The 21,904-nt window shown below is 33.9% G+C and carries 18 protein-coding genes and 1 tRNA gene; 8 read left to right on the top strand and 11 right to left on the bottom strand.

What is annotated here, in order from left to right; genetic code table 11:
* Window positions 1-4 precede the first annotated feature (4 nt).
* Complete coding sequence (locus Q1A60_RS04290) at window positions 5-235, top strand: sterol desaturase family protein (RefSeq protein ID WP_363322570.1); 231 nt, start codon at window positions 5-7, stop codon at window positions 233-235.
* A gap of 2 nt (window positions 236-237) precedes the next feature.
* On the opposite strand, the gene Q1A60_RS04285 is transcribed toward Q1A60_RS04290, so the two are convergent.
* From Q1A60_RS04285 to Q1A60_RS04275, 3 genes are all read right to left on the bottom strand, one after another.
* Window positions 238-696, bottom strand: a complete 459-nt coding sequence (locus Q1A60_RS04285; protein ID WP_299761883.1) for a GNAT family N-acetyltransferase — start codon at window positions 694-696, stop codon at window positions 238-240.
* A gap of 31 nt (window positions 697-727) precedes the next feature.
* Window positions 728-1,159, bottom strand: a complete 432-nt coding sequence (gene rpiB, locus Q1A60_RS04280) for a ribose 5-phosphate isomerase B (protein ID WP_299761880.1) — start codon at window positions 1,157-1,159, stop codon at window positions 728-730.
* Between the two features lie 620 nt (window positions 1,160-1,779).
* Window positions 1,780-1,938, bottom strand: coding sequence for a hypothetical protein (locus tag Q1A60_RS04275; protein ID WP_299761878.1), 159 nt, complete (start codon window positions 1,936-1,938; stop codon window positions 1,780-1,782).
* Between the two features lie 184 nt (window positions 1,939-2,122).
* Between Q1A60_RS04275 and Q1A60_RS04270 the strand changes: the two genes are divergently transcribed.
* The 5 genes from Q1A60_RS04270 to Q1A60_RS04250 all read left to right on the top strand — a co-directional run bounded on the left by Q1A60_RS04270 (window position 2,123) and on the right by Q1A60_RS04250 (window position 11,183).
* Window positions 2,123-3,583: a T9SS type A sorting domain-containing protein gene (locus Q1A60_RS04270; RefSeq protein ID WP_299761875.1), complete on the top strand. Its 1,461-nt coding sequence runs from the start codon at window positions 2,123-2,125 to the stop codon at window positions 3,581-3,583.
* A 371-nt stretch (window positions 3,584-3,954) separates the two neighbouring features.
* Window positions 3,955-6,180: a ribonuclease R gene (gene rnr, locus Q1A60_RS04265; RefSeq protein WP_299761873.1), complete on the top strand. Its 2,226-nt coding sequence runs from the start codon at window positions 3,955-3,957 to the stop codon at window positions 6,178-6,180.
* A 435-nt stretch (window positions 6,181-6,615) separates the two neighbouring features.
* Complete coding sequence (locus Q1A60_RS04260) at window positions 6,616-9,174, top strand: M1 family aminopeptidase (RefSeq protein WP_299761870.1); 2,559 nt, start codon at window positions 6,616-6,618, stop codon at window positions 9,172-9,174.
* A gap of 155 nt (window positions 9,175-9,329) precedes the next feature.
* Window positions 9,330-9,998: a head GIN domain-containing protein gene (locus Q1A60_RS04255; RefSeq protein WP_299761867.1), complete on the top strand. Its 669-nt coding sequence runs from the start codon at window positions 9,330-9,332 to the stop codon at window positions 9,996-9,998.
* A gap of 504 nt (window positions 9,999-10,502) precedes the next feature.
* Window positions 10,503-11,183 (top strand): LysE family transporter, encoded by a 681-nt coding sequence (locus tag Q1A60_RS04250; protein ID WP_299761861.1) that lies wholly within the window; start codon window positions 10,503-10,505, stop codon window positions 11,181-11,183.
* Between the two features lie 8 nt (window positions 11,184-11,191).
* On the opposite strand, the gene Q1A60_RS04245 is transcribed toward Q1A60_RS04250, so the two are convergent.
* The 4 genes from Q1A60_RS04245 to Q1A60_RS04230 all read right to left on the bottom strand — a co-directional run bounded on the left by Q1A60_RS04245 (window position 11,192) and on the right by Q1A60_RS04230 (window position 12,663).
* Window positions 11,192-11,590 carry a hypothetical protein gene (locus Q1A60_RS04245; protein WP_299761858.1) on the bottom strand — a complete coding sequence of 133 codons (399 nt, stop codon included), beginning with the start codon at window positions 11,588-11,590 and terminating at the stop codon, window positions 11,192-11,194.
* Window positions 11,591-11,811: 221 nt separating this feature from the next.
* Window positions 11,812-11,882 (bottom strand) — tRNA-Cys (locus Q1A60_RS04240).
* A gap of 85 nt (window positions 11,883-11,967) precedes the next feature.
* Complete coding sequence (gene folB / locus Q1A60_RS04235) at window positions 11,968-12,327, bottom strand: dihydroneopterin aldolase (protein WP_299761855.1); 360 nt, start codon at window positions 12,325-12,327, stop codon at window positions 11,968-11,970.
* Between the two features lie 126 nt (window positions 12,328-12,453).
* The gene (locus Q1A60_RS04230) at window positions 12,454-12,663 is read right to left on the bottom strand and encodes a zinc ribbon domain-containing protein (RefSeq protein ID WP_089370310.1); all 210 of its coding nucleotides are present in this window, start codon (window positions 12,661-12,663) and stop codon (window positions 12,454-12,456) included.
* A 164-nt stretch (window positions 12,664-12,827) separates the two neighbouring features.
* Here Q1A60_RS04230 and Q1A60_RS04225 point away from each other — a divergent pair, with 164 nt between their 5' ends.
* Complete coding sequence (locus Q1A60_RS04225; RefSeq protein WP_299761848.1) at window positions 12,828-14,861, top strand: glutamine--tRNA ligase/YqeY domain fusion protein; 2,034 nt, start codon at window positions 12,828-12,830, stop codon at window positions 14,859-14,861.
* Window positions 14,862-15,316: 455 nt separating this feature from the next.
* On the opposite strand, the gene Q1A60_RS04220 is transcribed toward Q1A60_RS04225, so the two are convergent.
* The 4 genes from Q1A60_RS04220 to Q1A60_RS04205 all read right to left on the bottom strand — a co-directional run bounded on the left by Q1A60_RS04220 (window position 15,317) and on the right by Q1A60_RS04205 (window position 21,060).
* Window positions 15,317-16,786, bottom strand: coding sequence for a T9SS type A sorting domain-containing protein (locus Q1A60_RS04220; RefSeq protein WP_299761846.1), 1,470 nt, complete (start codon window positions 16,784-16,786; stop codon window positions 15,317-15,319).
* Between the two features lie 112 nt (window positions 16,787-16,898).
* Window positions 16,899-18,371, bottom strand: coding sequence for a T9SS type A sorting domain-containing protein (locus Q1A60_RS04215; protein WP_299761844.1), 1,473 nt, complete (start codon window positions 18,369-18,371; stop codon window positions 16,899-16,901).
* A gap of 112 nt (window positions 18,372-18,483) precedes the next feature.
* On the bottom strand, window positions 18,484-19,956 hold the full coding sequence (locus tag Q1A60_RS04210) for a T9SS type A sorting domain-containing protein (protein ID WP_299761842.1): 1,473 nt from the start codon (window positions 19,954-19,956) through the stop codon (window positions 18,484-18,486).
* 147 nt (window positions 19,957-20,103) lie between these two features.
* A complete protein-coding gene (locus Q1A60_RS04205) occupies window positions 20,104-21,060 on the bottom strand; it encodes an SPFH domain-containing protein (protein ID WP_299761840.1) in 957 nt (318 codons plus the stop codon).
* Between the two features lie 155 nt (window positions 21,061-21,215).
* Here Q1A60_RS04205 and Q1A60_RS04200 point away from each other — a divergent pair, with 155 nt between their 5' ends.
* A complete protein-coding gene (locus tag Q1A60_RS04200) occupies window positions 21,216-21,890 on the top strand; it encodes a hypothetical protein (RefSeq protein ID WP_299761838.1) in 675 nt (224 codons plus the stop codon).
* The last annotated feature ends 14 nt before the right edge of the window (window positions 21,891-21,904 follow it).

Raw genomic sequence — 21,904 nt, 5'->3', positions numbered from 1 at the left:
TTATGTGATCGTAACACCAGGAATGCATCGCTTTCATCACCATAGAGAAATGCCATGGACCGATACGAACTATGGAAATATACTCTCCATTTGGGATCGTTTATTTGGAACCTTTTTATATGATGATCCTAGTAAAATTGAATTTGGGCTAGATATTATTGATGAAACTAAAACCGATGTACTTAGTTACCAATTAGGGCTTCCTTTTGATAAACGTGTAACGTATAAGAAATAGTCTTAAGACGTTCGTATCATCCCGATATGTGGGATTCCATCTTCGAGATACCCCTCTCCTACTTCTTTAAATCCTAGGTTATTATAAAATGATTTTAAATACGTTTGTGCTGAAATTTTAATAGTAGTTGTCGCGTATGCTTTTTCTGTGGCTTCGATAGATTTTTTCATAAGATCATATCCATATTTAAACTTACGTTCTGAAGCGCGTACCACTACCCTACCAATACTTGCATATTCAAAATACGTTTTTGGCGGAAAAATACGTGTATATGCAACAAGTTCTTTATCCTTATACCCTAATATATGTAATGCTATATCATCTTTACCATCTATGTCTTGATATACACAATCTTGTTCAACCACAAAAACTTCAGCACGTAATTGAAGTATTGCATATAACTCATCCCTACTAAGATCTGTATATGATTTTACTTCAAAAAAAAGTGGCTTGGTTTGCATATCATACCCGCAAAGCGGTTTTTTTAGAAAATTAACAATGAGATATTTTATCTACACGACGCTGATGACGTCCTCCCTCAAATGCTGTAGTTAAAAACGTTTTAACCATTTCTAATGCTTGATTTTCTGAAGTATATCGAGCAGGAATACTAATGACATTTGCATCGTTATGTTCTCTTGCTAATTCTGCGATTTCTTTCATCCAGCAAAGAGCAGCACGCACATTTTTATGCTTATTGACACTCATTGCAATACCATTACCGCTTCCGCAAATAACAATTCCAAAATCTACAACACCATTTTCAACATCTTTTGCAACTAGATGTCCAAAATCTGGATAATCAACACTATCAGTAGTATCTGTTCCATAATTTGTTACTTCATGTCCTTCACTTTCTAGATACTTTACAATTGTGTGTTTGTAATCTGGACCTGCGTGATCATTTCCAATGGCAATTTTCATGAGTTTGTTGTATTTGTTTTTGCAAATTTATATAAACTCTAAGGTTTAATATATACGCTTTCGCGAAAGCGTATACACTTTTAATAAACAATACTGATTGATTATAGTTTCATACCCAATGCTTGTTTATAAACTGTGAATAGTAGTTGTCAATAACTTTTAAAATATATTAATAACTGAAATTGGATACTATCTATTTTTTTACAATACAGGCTCTATAAGAATCTCACAACTTTTTATTTGATTAGTTTTTATCAATTATATCCATCATTTTTCACCTAATATTTAATAACTAACAACCTAAATTATCTTCAAAATAGTGTCAATTATGGTTTTCAACAATTGTGAATAGCTATTTATAAAACACCTATTATCAAGACATACAATAGTAATTTACTTTTCATAAGCAGTGAATAACTCATAGTAAGTGACAAATCAAAAAAAATGATCAAAAAGTTATACCGCTATTCACACCCTATTATAATCATCATATTTTTTTAAATTTTTAAAGAAAAGAAAATGATATATATATTATATGTTGATAACTGGATTTATGAAAATATTGAAGTAGATTATTTTAAAAAAGTAGAAATGAAAACTTTAGATATAGCTACTTATTTTTAACTAGCAATGTTTTCTATTTTAGAAGAAGGAGTAGAGGTGTGATTTCCATCTTTATTGAAAGAATTGTTAATATATACGCCTATGACAACGAGTCCTAATATGAATATTAAGATGAAAAGAATCGTAGTTTTATTTAATTTTTTAATAGAATTCATAGGTTATGTCTTACATAAAGACGCAACTTTTTACATATTGTTACATTAAATTTAAGTTTTTTTTAAGAATTATACCATTTTTGTTTAATCTATCTGTATTATTTTAATGTTAAATAAATATTTAATTAAACAATTTTTTATTAATAATAAATATTTCCGTTCTTTACATAAACATAATGGTAAAATGAAATTTCCATTACTTTTTATTCTTTTTCCTTTTATAGCCTTTGGACAAATCCAAATAGGTCAAACTATTCATGGAGAGGCTACAGGTGATCTTTTTGGTACAAATCTTAGTATATCTTCAGATGGTAGCACTGTTGCTATTGGTGCTTTTGATAATGATGGAAATGGTACTAATTCTGGACATGTACGTATTTATCGTAACATTAATGGCGTATGGACCCAAATAGGTCAAGATATTAATGGAGAAGGTGCAGGTGATCTTTCTGGAAGTAGTGTTAGTCTTTCTTGTAATGGAAGAATAGTTGCTATAGGTGCTAGTAACAACAATAATAATTCTGGTCATGTACGTATTTATGAAAATAATAATGGTGTATGGTTACAAGTAGGTGAGGATATTGATGGAAGTAGTTCACAACGTTTTTTTGGAAGTAGTGTTAGTCTTTCTTGTAATGGAAATATAATAGCGATAGGCTCAAATCTTAATAGCACTACAAATTCTAATTCTGGTCAAGTAAATATTTTTAGAAATGAAGGTAATACTTGGAGTAGGATAGGTAGCGCAATTAATGATGCAATAACTGCCAATGTTTTAGGAACTACTGTTAGTTTATCTGATAATGGAAATACAGTAGCTATAGGGACTCCTTTTGATATTGGTGATGGTGTTTTATCTGGCCATGTTCGTGTATATAAAAACTTACAAGAATCATGGAATCAAATAGGTGACGATATCACTAGTGATATGCTAGGTGATCAATTTGGCAGAGAGTTAAGTCTTTCTGGTGATGGTACGGTTGTAGCAATATCTTCTATGATAGACAGTGTAGATAATAATCAAACGGGCCAAGTTATTGTTTATAAAAATGTAGGAGAAAACTGGGTGCAAACAGGAAATAAAATTACTGGAGAAATGGCAGGCGATCAGTTTGGTAGAGGCGTAAGTTTATCTAGGAATGGATCTATTTTAGCGGTAGGCGCTAGACTTAATAATGATAATGGAATTTCATCTGGTAGTGTTCGTATATATCAAAATCAAAATAATCTTTGGAGACAAATTGGTGAAGATATAGATGGAGAAATGGCAGGCGATCAGTCTGGTATTGGTGTGAGTCTTTCTGCAGAGGGAACTATTGTTGCTATAGGCTCAAATTTAAGTAATTCTAGTACGGGACATGTACGTGTTTTTGATATTACCAATACATTATTATCTACAAAAGAAGCATCTATAACGTCTCAATTTAAACTTTTTCCAAATCCAGCACCTTCTAATGTTACTATAGAATTACCAAAAGAAGAAGCTGTAGCTATTCAACATATTACCATGTATAATGCCTTAGGGCAGCATGTGTTTTCTACGCAAGACACCACAATTAATACGAGTCAATTTCCAAAAGGAATCTACATAGTTGAAATTCGTACTAATGAAGGAATTGCTTCTAAAAAGCTGATTGTAGATTAATTAATAGGAATTATACTGAGTACGCTTTTAAGGAATTTATGACGTAGAAGTTTATACTGAGCTTGACGAAGTACGAAAGCGAATACTTTTAAAAATAATGAAAGCAAACCTGTTATAGGTTTGCTTTTATCTTTTATAATCTTAAATAATAGTCTTTTAACTTTAAAATAACGCTATAAATATTCCATTTAATATTTAAACCGTAGCTTTGCGGTAATCTTAATGGATTTATTTTAAAGAATTCATTCTATTTTTATAGACTTCACTATACTCACGCATTTATCCTTCAAAATGCATTACAATACATTCATTAAGTAAAAATAAATACATTTCTACAATGATAGAAATACAATATGATTACACAATTTTAAATGACTAGAAAAAAACGCAGACGTAGTTCTGCCAAGATAAATAACCTCACAGAAAGGATCATGCGTATCCTTAAAGAAGATCACCACCAAACGTTTAATTACAAACAAATATGTGCAAAACTCGATGTAAATGATACGAGTAGTCGCAATATGGTGATCAAAAGATTAGGACAATTAAGAGCCAAAGGTCAAATTATAGAACCTGAACGTGGCAAATATCAACTCACACCTAATCGTAACTACCATACTGGAATTTTAGATGTTTCTGGTAAAGGAGGTGGCTATGTGATGGTACCCGATATGGAACAAGATATTTATGTACCACCACATCACTTAAATAAAGCATTACATGGTGATGAAGTAGAAGTATATGTATATAAACAACGCCGTAGTAAAAAACACGAAGGTGAGATTGTTAAGATTATACAACGTAAAACAGAAGAGTTTGTAGGTGTTATAGAAATACAGAAAAAATTTGCTTTTGTACATACATCAGAAAGTAATAAGATGTATACAGATGTATTTGTACCGCTTAAAAAAATAGGAAAAGCTGAGCATGGTGATAAAGTAGTTGTCAAATTAGAAGATTGGCCAGACAAAGCAGATTCTCCATTTGGAAAAGTAACTAAAGTTCTTGGAAAACCAGGAGAACACAATACAGAAATTCATTCTATTTTAGTGCAATATGGTCTTCCTTATGAATTTCCTCAAGAGGTAGAAGACTATGCAAATAAGATAGATACTTCTATTAAAAAAGAAGAAATAGCAAAACGTCGTGATATGCGAGACATTCTCACATTTACGATAGATCCTAAAGATGCAAAAGATTTTGATGATGCCTTAAGTTTTCAAAAACTAGAAAATGGAAACTATGAAATAGGAATTCATATCGCCGATGTAAGTCACTATTTAGTACCAGGAACCATTTTAGATGATGAAGCTTATGAGCGTGCTACCTCTGTATATTTGGTAGATAGAGTAGTCCCAATGCTTCCTGAAATTTTAAGTAATGGCGCTTGTTCCTTACGACCACATGAAGAGAAATATACCTTTTCTGCAGTGTTTGAAATGGATCCTGCTTCCGCGAAAATACATAACCAGTGGTTCGGACGTACTGTAACCTATAGTGATGCACGTTTTGCTTATGAAGAAGCACAAGCCATTATTGAACAAAATGTCAGTTCGAGCGCAGTCGAGAACAAATCGTACAACAATACTATCCCTGCCGAAGTTTCCTTAACTGGAAAAACATACAAGGTAGATGATACATTGGTGGAAGCAACCTTAGAGTTAGATAGACTTGCTAAACTCATGCGTAGACAACGTATGAAAGACGGTGCCATTTCTTTTGATAAAGTAGAAGTAAAATTCAACTTAGATGAAGATGCCAATCCAACGGGGGTTTTCTTTAAAACATCAAAAGATGCAAATAAACTTATTGAAGAGTTTATGTTGTTAGCCAATCGTAAAGTATCTGAATTTATTGGTAAAAAGACACCAAAACATACCTTTGTATATCGTATCCATGACGAACCAGATGACGAGAAATTAGCAGCCTTAGAGAAGGTTGTAGGGAAGTTTGGGTACAAACTCAACTTAAAAGATCGTAAGAGCGTTACAAGCTCTTTAAATACCCTACTCGTTGATGTACAAGGGAAGAAAGAACAAAACATGGTAGATACCCTTGCCATACGTACTATGTCTAAAGCCGTATATTCTACAGAAAATATAGGACATTACGGACTCGCATTCGATTATTACTCACATTTTACATCACCTATACGTCGTTATCCAGATGTGATGGTACACCGTTTACTACAACATTATTTAGATGGTGGAAAGCCAGCAAGTGAAGAAGAGTATGAAGAAAAATGTAAACATTCCAGTGCCATGGAACAGCTGGCAACCAATTCAGAACGTGATAGCATAAAATACATGCAAGTCAAGTTTATGCAAGATCATAAAGATGAAGAATTCTTAGGGGTGATTTCTGGCGTAACAGAATGGGGAATCTATGTAGAAATTATTTCTAATAAGTGTGAAGGAATGGTACGTTTACGGGATATTAAAGACGATCATTACGAATTTGATCAAGAAACGTATTCTATTATTGGGCAAAGAACCCATAACCAAATCACGTTAGGAGATGAAGTAATTGTCAAAGTAAAAGAAGCCGATCTTGTCAAGAAACATCTTGATTTTCATTTGATAGGCGTGAAGGAATAATTAAATTCCCTCGAAGGAGGGAATCTTATTTTTTTAAAACTAAATTATCATTAATTTGTTGTCAACCTGAACTCGTTTCAGGTTCTCATCACATTGAGAATTTTTGTAGTAAGATTATGATAATACATTCATAATGCGGTTTAAATATATACGCTTTCGCGAAAATATACCAAGTATATCTCCCAAAAAGAATTAAAAGACTTTTTTAAAATAGCTTAGTACGCTATTTTACCCACGTCAACCTGAACTCGTTTCAGGTTCTCACTAGATATATAGTAAGGATTTCTCCTCTAGAAAGCTATGTAATGAGCATGTCGAAGTATCGTACTAGTTTATCTCTCGTTTTACAGTTTAAACAACAATACATACATTCGCATAAAGTCTTGACTTCTGATTCTTGTAGCATAGCGATCTTGAATCATAAATAAAAAATCTATGTTTAAATCTATTAGTAGTCTTATAATAGCACTTCTTTTGTGTCTATCCTGTAAACAAACAACCACCCCAGAAACTATATCCTTAAATGATACAGGCGTGCCCTTAGATATGGCAACCTATAGACGCTCACAAGTAGCAGATGTGGTATATAATCTATCTTTTGTCATTCCAGAAAAAAAGAACCTGCCTATTACTTCCCGAGCAACCCTAGAACTAACAGTGAATGATCTATCAAACCCACTATACCTAGACTTTAAAGAAGATAAAAATCTTATAAGCAGTGTTGCTGTTAATGAAAACATCATTAAAACCATACACGAAAAAGAACACCTCATCATTCCTGTAGAAGCCTTAGAATTAGGAAAAAATACTATTGACATTGGGTTTACAGCTGGAGAATTATCTCTAAATCGTAACGATGATTATTTATACACATTATTAGTTCCAGACCGTGCCAGAACCGTTTTCCCATGTTTTGATCAACCAGATATCAGAGCCAGTTATGTTGTAAAAATAATAGCTCCTTCGGCCTGGGAAGTATTGTGCGGAGCACCATTAGCATCTAAAGAAATAGCAGAAGAATTTACGACCTATCAATTTGAACCTTCGGATAAGATGAGCACCTATTTGTTTTCGTTTGTAGCGGGACAATTTGAAAAAGTGACCTCTCAAGATACCAAGCGTGAAATGAATATGCTGTACAGAGAAACCAATAAAGAAAAAATTACCGCTAGTACAGCTCGTATTTTTGAATTACACCAGTCGTCGTTAGATTTTCTAGAAGACTATACGCAAGTTGATTTCCCATTTAAGAAATTTGATTTTGCAACCATTCCAGGATTTCAATATGGAGGAATGGAACATACAGGAGCCATTCAATATCGAGAATCTAGTTTGTTTTTAGATACTAGTGCTACACGAACTCAAGAATTATCCAGAGCCAAACTCATTGCGCACGAAACTGCCCATATGTGGTTTGGAAACCTCGTTACCATGGAGTGGTTTAATGATGTGTGGATGAAAGAAGTGTTTGCTAATTTTATGGCAGATAAGATTGTAAACCCAGTCTTTACAGATATTAATCATGACTTACAGTTTTTAACATCACATTACCCAAGAGCCTATAGTGTAGATCGTACAAAAGGAAGCAATCCTATTCGGCAGGAGCTAGATAATCTAAAAAATGCAGGCTCTTTATACGGAAGTATCATTTATAATAAAGCACCTATTATGATGCGCCAACTAGAACTTTCGCTAGGGAAAGAGAAGTTTAAAGAAGGAATAGGGGAGTACATAGCCACCTATGCAAATGGAAATGCAGATTGGAACGGACTGGTAGAAATTCTTGATACAAAGACAGTATTAAATTTAAAAAAATGGAGTGATGTTTGGGTGAATTCGGCAGGGAGACCTGTATTCTCTGGTGACATTCAATATGATGACAACCATAAGATCAAACACTTTACAGTATCTCAAAAAGCAGAAGATGGCTCTGATAACCTATGGCCACAATCTTTTGAAATTAGCTTAGTATATCCAGATGCAATGAAGAAAATCTCTATAGTAAGCAATGCAAAAACCATTGAGGTATCTGAAGCGATAGGAGATGCGAGGCCTTTATATATTATTTATAATAGCAACGGGTATGGATATGGTGTATTTCCTGTAGACGCCGTATTACAAACCCCTTATATTCAAGAGGAAGTAGCAAGAGCACAGACATATCTTAATCTCTATGAACAAACATTACTAGGAACAGTAGAAACAGCAACGGTATTTGAAAATAGTATCAATGGGGTTGGTATAGAAACAAACGAACTTATTCTACAATTAATTACAAGACAACTCTCTAGTCTGTATTGGAATGCGTTTACAGAACAACAACGAACCGCCTATCAGTCAAAAATAGAAACGGTTTTATATAAAAGATTACAACAATCGGAACCCAAGAACATAAAGAAAATACTCTTTAATACGTATCGTTCTATAGCACATTCAGAAGAAGGAATGGCAACACTATATCGTATTTGGAATAAAAAAGAAACGATAGATAATTTGGTTTTAAATAAAGATAATTACACCAGTTTAGCACAACGATTAGCTTTATATGGTCATCCAGATGCTGAGGCAATTTTAGCGAAAGCGAAATCAGAATTGACCAATCCTGATAAAATAAAACGTTTTGAATTCTTAACACCAGCCTTAGATCAAGACGCTGCTGTGAGAATAGCTTTCTTTGAGTCATTTAAAGACGCTACAAACCGCGAAAAAGAAAATTGGGTACAAACAGCCTGCTCGTATATACATCATCCGTTACATCAAAAAGAAAACGGTGCTACCGTTGCGTTAAGTTTAGAGTTACTAGAAGAGATTCAGCAGACAGGTGATATTTTCTTTCCATTAGGATGGTTAAATAATACCATAGGACAATATACCTCTGCCGAAGCATATACACTTGTAGAAAACTACCTAACAACACATCCTGATCTTGATAAAAATCTAAAACGAAAACTCCTTCAGGCTACAAATAATCTATACAGAAGAAATAACAAATAATAATAAAAGCTCCTCCCCTCGCCGAGGGGAGGTGGATGTATTGAGGAACGAAAATACAGACGGAGGGGAGGTTTCAGTAATTAATTTAAAAGGCAATTTTTTAAAAACTGTAACATATACATAGATCATAGGTCTCTATAACAAATAAGAACAAAATGAAGAAGATCATACTAACAGTAATTGCAATATGTATATCAGCAATTACATTTGGACAAATCACAAAAAATGTAGGAGACTTTAATACCGTAAAAGTGTATGACCGTATTGTCGTAAACTTGGTAAAGTCTGATGAAAATAAAGTAGTTATTTCTGGAGCAGATGCTAGTCAAGTAGAAGTTGTCAATAAAGACGGAAAATTAAAGATTCGTATGGAGTTTGATTTGATTTTTGATGGTAATAATACCTTTGTAAACGTGTATTATAATAACTTAAAAACCATTGATGGTAATGAAGGTGCAGAGATTACTTCAAATGAATTGATAGAGCAAGACGAAATTGAAATCAAAATGCAAGAAGGTGCGCGTATTAATGTAGGATTAAAAGTAAGAAATGCTAATATGCGTGCTGTTACAGGCGGTGTTATAGAAGCTACAGGACTCGCAAAGACCCAAGATGTCACGGTAAACACAGGTGGTATTTATGAAGGAAGAGATTTAGAAACAGAAGAGGCTAAAGTATTTGTTCAGGCTGGGGGAGAAGTAGAGGTATATGCCTCTAAAAAAGTAGACATTACCGTACGTGCCGGAGGCGATGTAGATGTGTATGGAAAACCTGCAGAAGTGAAACGTAGAAGAACTTTTGGAGGAAGAATTAGGATTTTATAAGTGTTATACCACTTCTTATTTGGAATTACCGTAAAGAAAATGAAATATTTTTGTGAAAGGCGAAATATAAAATCAAAGCATAGCCATAGCTACGGTTTTATTTTATAATAAAGCATAGCGCAAAAAGAACAATTTTAAGAAGTTAATTTCAGGTAAGAAGTGGTATTGAATAGTTCAATGCTAAATAAAGGTATGTACACAGTATGTACCTTTATTTTTTTGCAATTATACGCTTTCGCGAAAGCGTAATAAGTAATAATAGATGATAAAACAAAGAGTTCTTTGGAGGTTAACTGGCATTCCCTAACTTTGTGTAAAAGGATACAACCCGAATTATGTAGTATAATTTCGTAATGAGGGTTAAAAGCATAATAAAATAAAGTGTTTTCTTAATTTTATCATAGCGTCGCTATGGTTATATTTAAAAAACACAGTAAAACGTTTTATTTTGCAGTGATTTTAAGACGTAATAGATGTTCTATTGCATAATACTGGTTTAATTATATGTTTCAAGATTTTCCTGCTGCACTTACCTCTGGTCTCGTACTGGCGTTTATGATAGGTCCAGTATTTTTTGTGCTTCTTGAAACAGCCGCTACCAGAGGATTTAGAGCCGCAATTATCTTCAATTTAGGGGTTTTTACAGCCGATATCGTATTTATTGGAATAGCATATTTAAGTAGTTATCAGTTATTGGAAAACCTCAGTAATGCTCCAGGCCTTTATGTCTTTGGAGGTGTCATACTCATTGTATATGGTCTGATGATGTATTTAAAAAGACCTACACGAGAAATGCTAGATCCTACACGCGTAAAAGGAGGAAAACATGGATACTTTCAACTTTTTATCAAAGGCTTCTTACTTAATTTTATTAATATAGGTGTACTCGTAATTTGGCTAGGTGTTATTATCGTAGTAGGACCTACGGTAGATAATGATCCTGTACGACTCTTTACTTTTTTAGGAATTATGCTTAGCACCTATTTTGTAGTAGACTTAGGTAAAATTGTATTAGCAAAACAACTAAAAGGATATCTTACACCCAGACGTATCTTTAAAGTAAAAAAATTACTAGGCCTTATTCTTATTATCTGCGGACTCGTATTAACCGTAAAAGGCTTTTTACCTAAAGATAAAATGGATATTAAAAAAGGTCTTGAAAACTTTCGCGATAGTAGAGAGTAATACCATTTCTACTCATAGACCAATACAGCAGCTCCGTCTTCACAAATCACATCTATCGGTTCTGCAGGAACATCACAAGTGGATCCAATACCATGATTAGCATTATATATAGCTTCTTCAGTCGTGTAGTTTTCTACCATTAATAAAAAGGCTTCTACATCTATCGTGGTAGGATAAGCAATATATCCTTGAGGTCCACCACAGGCTTTAGACCCATAAGCGACAAACTCCCATGCTGTTTCATCAGTACAAGGCTCATCAACCATCAATGTAATTTCATTAAATAATTCTTGTAATAGCTCCAAATCTTCTTCTTGACTTGTGGGCGGGGTATCATCATCAATACTACATCCACAAAAAAGGATTAATAAGCAGAAAATAGTTAAAGCATTTTTAAGAGTATTCATGATTGTTGTTTTTAATAAGATACTATGAATACAAAATAGTTGCGTTCTATTTTTTTATTAGTGAAACTCAATGTTGAGAAGTCTGTAAGACGTACTCAATAGTGTAAGTTGAACTAATCCCGCTTTTTCAGCGGGATTTAGGTTTAATATTTTTTATTTTAATGATTTTATAAAAGATATAAAAAACAAAAAGAGCTTCAATTTTGAAGCTCTTTTTGTTGAGGTATCGAGCGGATTCGAACCGCTGTAGATGGTGTTGCAGACCACTGCCTAGCCACTCGGCCACGATACCTTTTTAAGGTGATTGCAAATGTAATATATTTTTTAAGAGTATAGAAAATAGAAGCAAGAATATAGTATAAAAAAATACATATATGCTATACTCTGCTTTTACTACGTTCTACAGTGACCATTTCTACGTCGCCTCCAATAGGTGGATTTAATTTTGAAACCTGTACAGTGGCATGTCTAATTAAAGGTTCTTGATCTATAAAACGTTGTAAAATACGCTCACAAACCGTTTCTAATAAATGAGAAGACATAGACATTTCTTCCTTTACAATATGATTAAGTAATACATAATCTACTGTGTCTCCCAATTGATCTGTTTGTGCGCTTTTGGATAAATCGGCATCTACCTCAACATCTACACGATAATCGGATCCTATTTTTTTTTCTTCTGTTAGGCATCCGTGGTAGGCATATACTCTAATATTAGTTACTCTAATTTTTCCCATATTCTTTTCCCGCGTAGGCGAGAATCTTATTAATTTATAACAAAGTTACTTTAAAAAATAAAGAATGCTTTTGTTTTTAATTATACGCTTTCGCGAAAGCGTATTTATAACTATTTTTTATTGAAATTAACCTGTAAATAAATCAAATACATTACTAATAGCGCTGGTTTTTGCTTTGTAAAACTCTGTATATGTGCAATTTTCACAAGTAACAGAAGTATACTTTTCTGTCTGTACGTCAAATATTTTGGATAAGGTTCCTCCTGTGGCTCTCATTTGTCCAACAGTATAATGACGGTGATTGCACTTAGGACAACTATAATTTAAATGTTTCATGATTGATGTTTTATGTATTAGTGCTAGATAAAATAGTATTGTTACAACAATTCTTTTCTAAATAGCAATCTTTAAATGGCAGAAGCTACTTTAAATATCCTCTTTTCTTTTTCTCTAGTAGCGCAAGATTTTTCCGTAATTTTACGCCTTCAATTTTTAGGGCGATGAGTGATACACAAAAATCATTGAATTTTTTAGAACAAATTGTAGAAGACGATTTAGCAAATGGCTATACAAAAGACCAGTTGCGATTTCGATTTCCACCAGAACCTAATGGGTATTTACACATTGGGCATTGTAAAGCAATTTGTATCAGTTTTGGACTCGGAGAGAAGTATAATGCTCCTGTAAACTTACGTTTTGATGATACCAATCCTGCTAAAGAAGAGCAAGAATATGTAGATGCGATTAAGGAAGATGTAGCTTGGTTAGGGTATCAATGGGATAAAGAATGTTATTCAAGTGATTATTTTCAAAAACTATATGACTGGGCAATCCAACTAATTAAGGATGGAAAAGCCTACGTAGATAGTCAAACCAGTGAAGAAATTGCCGAACAAAAAGGAACACCTACAGAACCAGGAGTTGCTGGACCGTATCGTGATCGTTCGATAGAAGAAAACCTAGACCTTTTTACTCGCATGAAAGATGGAGAGTTTGAAGCAGGAGCACATATCTTACGTGCAAAAATCGATATGGCAGATCCTAATATGTTGATGCGAGATCCTATGATGTATCGTATTATGTATAAAGAACACCACCGTACAGGAAACGATTGGTGTATCTATCCAATGTATGACTGGACCCATGGAGAAAGTGATTATATAGAACAAATCTCACACAGTTTATGTTCGTTGGAATTTAAGCCACATAGAAAGCTATATGATTGGTTTTTAGATCAAGTATATACAGGAGAAGATGTACGTACCAAACAACGTGAATTTGCCCGTCTAAACTTGAGCTATACTATTATGAGTAAGCGTAAGTTATTACGTTTAGTAGAAGATAATATCGTTTCTGGATGGGATGACCCGCGTATGCCTACCATTTCTGGATTACGTAGACGAGGATATACTCCAGCAGCTATTCGTAAATTTATTGATACCGTAGGTGTTGCAAAGCGTGAAAATGTAATTGATGTTTCTTTATTAGAATTTAATATTAGAGAAGATCTTAATAAAACGGCTACACGTGTGATGGGCGTTTTAGACCCTATAAAACTTGTTATTACCAATTATCCAGAAGGAAAAGAAGAACTTGTTACGGCAGAAAATAACCCTGAAGATCCAAATGCAGGGGAACATCAAGTTCCGTTTAGTGGTGAATTATATATAGAAAAAGAAGACTTTAAGGAAGAAGCAGGAAACAAATTTTTCCGATTGACCCTTGGGAAAGAAGTCCGTTTAAAAAATGCCTATATCATCAAAGGGGAGAGTGTTGTTAAAGATGCAGACGGAACCATTACAGAAATTCATTGTACCTATGATCCAGAGAGTAGATCTGGAAGCGGTACAGAAGCATCTAAGCGTCATGTAAAAGGAACCTTGCACTGGGTGTCAATAGCACACGCAGTTCCTGCAGAAATACGTCTATACGATCGTTTATTTAACCATGAAGCACCCGATGGAGACAAGGATAAAGATTTTATGGAATACATCAATCCAAACTCTCTAAAAGTGATTACAGGATACGTAGAACCTTTTTTAGCAGAAGCTAAAGTAGGGGACAGGTTTCAGTTTCAACGTATGGGGTATTTTAATGTAGATACCGATAGTACTACAGAAAAATTAGTATTTAACCGTACGGTAGGATTACGTGATTCTTGGGCAAAACAAAAACCAAAGCCACAACAAAACAAACCGCAACAGCAAAAACCACAACCTCAACAAAAGGCTTCGTCCTTGAGTCAAATAAATAAGCTAGGTAAGAAACTAGCCAACCTTCCTGAAGAGAAACGTCTAGCAACGATGGAAACCATCCAAAAGCTAGCGATAGATTTAACAGAAGAAGAGGTGGTAGGATTCTTTAACACAGCCGCAAAAAAAGTGGGAACGCGTATGGCGGGGATTGAAAGTTTATACGCTTTCGCGAAAGCGCACTCAAAAGAAATTTCAACAATTCCAGGTGCCGATGAATTTATTCAGAAAGCGAAGGAAGATGCTAATGAATTATTGAGTGAGGCTGCAAGTAAACTATAAGATTAAAATTCTAATTTTTATTTAAAATAAAAGAAGGCTGAGAAAATTTCTCAGCTTTTTTTGTTAAAAAAACGTAGATAGATAAAATCAATACTATAAAAATAATAATCAATTTATCTTATTAAAAATGGCTTTACTAGAGCGGTTTTCATGTACTTATTTTTTATAGAAATATATTGTGTCGATTTAAAAAACAGAGTGGCTATAGGAGCTTTAAAATGCTTATTTGTCTTAAGGGAAGTTAAGAAATACTATTTTTTAACCGTATACTTATAAAATTTAAAATATTATAAAAGAAGCTATCTAAAAGTTAATCTAATACGTCATTCTGAATTTATTTCAGAATCCTTTTACATTGATTAGTAATCAATTTCTTGAGAAACTGAAACAAGTTCAGTTTGACGGAAATCACAACTTTTCAGATAGCTTTTTAGTTTATGGATTGTAGAAAAAATTTACTCTACAATCAATTTCTTAGAAGAAATTCCTTGATTGGTTTTTACTTCTACAATATATACTCCTTGCGATAGTGTAGAAGTAGTAATTGTTGTTTCTTTTGAACTTAGTACTTGCTGTCCTAAACTATTATAGATGGTTATTTTTTCTAGTGTACTTTCTTGTGGAATTTCTATGGTTACTTGTGTTGTAGCTGGATTTGGATATAAAGAAAAATTAGATGATATAAATTCTTCTGTAGAAAGCAGATCACTAAGATCAAATACACGTACATGGCCAGATTGATTTCCATTATCATTATTTCTTATGGCTCCTATAGCTACTTCTTCTCCAGTAGATGATAAACTAATACCAAGTCCTGAAAAATCACCTGGATTTTCTCCATTTATATTATTCCCTATTTGAATCCAGTTACCTTCTTGATTTCTATAAATACGAACCTGCCCAGAATTAGATCCATTTCCGTCATGGAGACGAGCTCCTACAGCTAAAATAGTACCATCACTAGATAAACTTAAATTAAATCCGAAATCGTCACCTTGATTTTCTCCATCAATATCTTGTCCAATTTGTATCCAAGTTCCTCCTTGATTTTCATAAACTCTTGCATGACCAGAAATAGAAGAATTCCCATTATTAAATACCGCTCCAATAGCTAAAATAGTACCATCACTAGACAAACTAGTACTAAAACCTGAAAAATCACCTTGATTTTCTCCATCAATATCTTGTCCAATTTGTACCCAAGTTCCCCCTTGATTTTCATAAACACGTACATGACCAGAGTTTGATCCATTTCCATCATTTTGATCAGCTCCTATAGCTAGAATAGTCCCATTATCTGATAAGCTAATATTTTGCCCTGAAAAATCACCAGAACTTTCTCCATTTATATCTTGTCCAATCTGTGTCCATGTACCATTATTATTTTCATAAATACGTACATGACCAGAAGAACTTCCATTACCATTATTTGACGGTGCTCCAATTGCAACAATGTCTCCATTTGATGATAAGCCTATACTAGTACCTGAAAAATCATTAGAGTTTTCCCCATTAATATCTTCTCCTATTTGTACCCAATTTTCGTTTTGATTTTGGTATACACGCACATGTCCGGCATTTTCACCATTCTCATTATTGTTATCAGGTGCTCCAACAGCTAAAATACTGCCATCAGAAGAAAGTTTTACACTGAAGCCAAAAAGATCTTCTGAACCTTCCCCATCGATATCCTCTCCGATTTGTATCCAATTTCCATTTTGATTTTGATATACACGCACATGTCCAGCATCTTCACCATTATCATCATTTCTAAATGCACCAATAGCGATAATAGTTCCATTTGAAGACAAACTTACATTTCTACCAGAAGCATCCCCAGCAGCCTCGCCATCAATATCTTGTCCAATTTGAACTTGTCCATATGTGATAAATGGAACTAATAAAAGAAGTACTAATTTTTTCATAATCAATTTTTAATTAGAATTTTAAGATGTCAAATAACGTATTTTTTTGTGTAAAAATAAAAGGCTTACATTAATTTGTAAGCCTTTTAAACTCTATGTTTAGAATAAGAACTTACTCTACTATCAATTTCTTAGAATAACTTCCTTGATTGGTATTTACTTCTACAATATATACTCCTTGCGATAGGGCAGAAGTATTAACTATTTTTTCTTTTGAAGTTAGTATTTGTTGTCCTAAGCTATTATAGATGGTTATTTTTTCTAGTGTACTTTCTTGTGGAATTTCTATGGTTACTTGTGTTGTAGCTGGATTTGGATATAAAGAAAAGCTGGACGATGTAAATTCTTCTGTAGAGAGGAGATCACTAAGATCAAATACACGGACATGACCTGAATTAAAATCATTTCCATCATTGAAATCAGCACCAATAGCAATAACAGTACCATTGGCTGACACGCTTATACTTCTTCCAAAAGTATCTTCTTCAGCTTCTCCATTGATATTTTCTCCTATTTGTACCCAATTTCCATTTTGATTTTCAAACACACGTACTTGTCCTGAATCGAAACCATTGGCATCACTGCGTATGGCGCTAACACCTAATATATTTGCTTCTGAAGAAAGACTTACTCGAACACCAAATTGATCACCTTCAGTAAGTCCATTGATATTTTCTCCTATTTGTACCCAATTTCCATTTTGATTTTCAAACACGCGCACTTGTCCTGTACCCTCTCCATTATCATCATTTCCTGGAATACCAATAGCAACAATATTCCCATTATTAGAAAGACGTACAGCAGAACCAAAACGATCATTCACGTTTTCACCATTAATATTTTGCCCTATTTGTGTCCAAGTATTGTTTTGATTTTCAAAAATACGCACATGACCAGAACTATCTCCATTTACATCATTTTGGGGAGCACCAATTGCTATAATTGATCCATCTGCAGATATATCTGAGGTAAATCCAAAGATATCTGCTTGATTTTCACCATTAATGTCCTGTCCGATTTGTGTCCAGACGCCATTTTGATTTTCAAACACACGAACGACTCCTGGGTCTGGATTTGCTGAATTAAGGGGAGTACCTCCAATAAGAATAATTGTCCCATCAGCAGAAAGGCTCACACTAATTCCAAAATTATTTTGGTTTTCTTCTCCATTAATATCTTGTCCTATTTGTGTCCAGATTCCATTTTGATTTTCAAATACGCGAACATGTCCAACATCGACTCCATTTTCATTCCCATCATTTCCAACTGCTCCAATAGCAACGATAGTTCCATCAGCTGAAAGACTAACATCTCTTCCTGAAAAATCAAGGAAGTCTTCTCCATCAATATCTTGTCCGATTTGTACCCAGTTATTGTTTTGATTTTCAAAAATACGCACATGACCAGCCGCTTCATTACTGTCACTATTATTGATGGCTCCTACAGCAAGTATGTTACCGTCAGCGGATAATTCTACTCGGATACCTGATTGATCGTTGGGAGCCTCTCCATTTATATCTTGACCAATTTGAACTTGTCCATATGTGATAAATGGAACTAATAAAAGAAGTAATAGTTTTTTCATAATCAATTTTTAATTAGAATTTTAAGATGTCAAATAACGTATTTTTTTGTGTAAAAATAAAAGGCTTACATTAATTTGTAAGCCTTTTAAATTCTATGTTTAGAATAAGAACTTACTCTACTATCAATTTCTTAGAATAACTTCCTTGATTGGTTTTTACTTCTACAATATATACTCCTTGCGATAGGGTAGAAGTATTTATAGTTGTGCTTTTTGATGAAAGAACAAGCTGTCCTAAACTATTATAGATGGTTATTCTTTCTAAAGTACTTTCTTGTGGTATTTCTATGGTTACTTGTGTTGTAGCTGGATTTGGATATAAAGAAAAATTAGACGTTGTGAATTCTTCTGCAGAGAGAAGATCACTAAGATCAAATACACGTACTTGCCCAGAGCTATCTCCGTTGCCATCACTTAAAAAAGAACCTAAAGCAACCGTATCTCCATTTGATGATAAACTTATATCAATACCAAAAACAAAGTTTGACGCTCCTGAATTAATAGCTTGTCCTATTTGCACCCAATTTCCATTTTGATTTTGATAGATATACACATGATCAAATTCTAATGCATTCTCATCATTAGCTGTAACACTTATGGCAACAATATTTCCATTGGCAGAAAGACTAATACCTGCTCCAAAAAATTCTTCGGTTGTTTGTCCATCTATATCTTGTCCTATTTGTGTCCATGTACCACCCAGGTTTTCATAAACTCGTACATGACCAGAACTATCTCCATTTTCACTATTACCTCTAGCACCAATAGCGACAATTGTTCCATCTGCAGAGAGACTTAAATTACCTGACTGATCATTTGAATTTTCTCCATCTATATCTTGTCCTATTTGTGTCCATACACCTTCTATATTTTCAAAGAGCCGTACATGACCTGAATCGGTTCCATTTCCATCATTAATTGTAGCGCCAGTGGCTACAATTGTTCCATCTGCAGAAAGGCTAACATTATTAACACTACCTAAACGATCTTCGAGAGCTTCTCCGTCTATGTCTTGCCCAATTTGTATCCAAGTGCCTTCTTGATTTTCATATATACGTACGTGACCAGAAAAATTTCCGTTGCCATCATTTCCGTCAGCACCAATGGCTACAATGGTACCATCTGCAGAAAGGCTAACACTTCTACCTGAAAAATCTTCTGAAGCTTCTCCATTAATATCTTGTCCTATTTGCACCCACGTACTTTCAATATTTTCATACACTCGTACATGTCCAGCATTTTCACCACTGGTATCATTTCCTCTAGCTCCAATAGCTAAAATATTTCCATTAGCAGAGAGACTAACACTACTACCTGAAAGATTTCCTATCGCTTGTCCATCTATGTCTTGCCCTAATTGAGTCCAAGTACCTTCTAAATTTTCATACACGCGTACATGACCTGATAAGTTTCCATTTTCATTGGTATTACCTTCAGCGCCAATAGCCACAATAGTGCCGTTTGCGGATAAGCTTATGCTCCTACCTGATTGATCGTTGGGAGCCTCTCCATTTATATCTTGACCAATTTGAACTTGTCCGTAAGCTAATACAGGGAATAATAAAAGAAGTACTAATTTTTTCATTTTTCATTTTTTCATTTATAAAGCGCAAAACTCTATTATTTAATTAAATAAGACAAAGTTTGTGTGCTAAAATTCACGAATTTAGCCATTAAAAAGGCTTGCAATATTTTTATTACAAGCCTTAAATTTTTAAAAGTATATAAAATTCTATTCGTCTCCTCTAGACTTCTTTTTATTTATGATCCCTTTTGCTTCATTGTCTATTTTCATTTGTTCTCCTATTTGATTAGAAGCGACAAAAGAAGCAATCATATCATTAAGCATATTACTTCCCGCTTGTGGAGAGTTAGGCATTAAGATTAGGTTAGAGTTGGTTTGCTCTCCCATAGATTGTAATGTATCATAATGCTGCGTTACTACAATAAGTGCTGATGCTTCTTGAGAATTAATCCCTACATTGTTTAATACATCTACAGACTCTTCAAGACCACGAGCAATCTCACGACGTTGATCTGCAATACCTTGTCCTTGAAGACGCTTAGATTCTGCTTCTGCACGTGCTTTTGCAACAATCTTAATACGCTCTGCTTCTGCTTCAAACTCCGCAGCTACTTTTTCACGCTCTGCGGCATTAATACGGTTCATTGCTTCTTTCACTTGTAAATCAGGATCGATATCTGTTACAAGGGTTTTAATAATATCAAAACCATAGCTAGACATCGCTTCATTAAGTTCTCCTTTTACAGCAATTGCAATATCATCTTTACGCTCAAATACATCATCCAATTTCATTTTTGGCACCTCTGCACGTACTACATCAAATACATAGGATGTGATCTGATCATGCGGATTTTCTAGTTTATAAAAAGCATCATATACAGCATCTTTACGCACCTGAAACTGTACAGAAATTTTAAGACGTACAAATACGTCATCTTTTGTTTTTGTTTCTACCACAACGTCTAGTTGTTGGATACGTAAATTAACACGTCCTGCAATACGATCAAAAACAGGAATCTTAAATCGAAGCCCTGAATGACGCGTACCAATAAATTTTCCAAAGCGTTCGACAATTGCAGCTGTCTGTTGCTTCACCATAAATATTCCTGAAAAAAGAATAAGAACTATTAGGAATAGAATTGCATATGTGATGATTTGTCCCATATTTTTTGTTTTGAAAGTTGATTAAAGTGTTGAAGTTATTAAAATAACTACATATATGTCTACGTTATAAGCAAAATGTAACAAGTCTTTTAGGATTTACTACATTTGCGCCCTTAACTAACGAACTAAAACGTCAATTTTATCCCCAAGTCTTTATGAAATTACACATTTTCATTTTTCTATTTTTTGCTAGTATTTTAAGTGCGTATGCACAATCTCACCGTAATTCAGGGAGTTATAATAGAATAGGTTTACAAGGAAGAATTTTACTTACGTCTATAGATAGTGATAATCTTAACATAGATGGCAATGAAGGGTTTCAAGGAGGATTTACTACTCGAGGACGTCTTTATAATAATTGGGGTATTGTATATGGTATTGACTTTATGAGTGCTAGTGTTTCTGTACAAGGTACAGGTGCAAGTCAAGCGATAGATAATCAAATAGATTATAACTTTATAGGAGCACAACTTAATTTCTTAGCAAGTTATAACCTAATAGGACAGAACCTAGCGATAGATTTTGGCCCAGCATTGCTTGTGAACGGTAAAATGAATCTTAAAGATAATGCACAAGCAGATACAAGAGTTGCAGGTTTTTCAAGTTTAACAGCAAGTGATATAGAAGAAATTTCAAAAATTAATCCGTTTGCTGTCGTTGGGTTAACCGGAGGTTTTGAAAATGTACGTTTGACAGTACAATATCAATATGGCGTGACAAATATCCTTAATGGATTGAATAAACAAGAATTAGAGACTATTGATTCTGAAGCTAGAAACTTTAAAGGAACCGCTTCCTTTATTTCTGCAGGAGTTGTATTTTATTTATAATACGATCACAAAAA

Origin of the sequence: uncultured Dokdonia sp., assembly GCF_947492535.1 — a bacterium.
Classification (GTDB): domain Bacteria; phylum Bacteroidota; class Bacteroidia; order Flavobacteriales; family Flavobacteriaceae; genus Dokdonia.
This window is presented reverse-complemented; position numbering and strand designations above follow the sequence as displayed.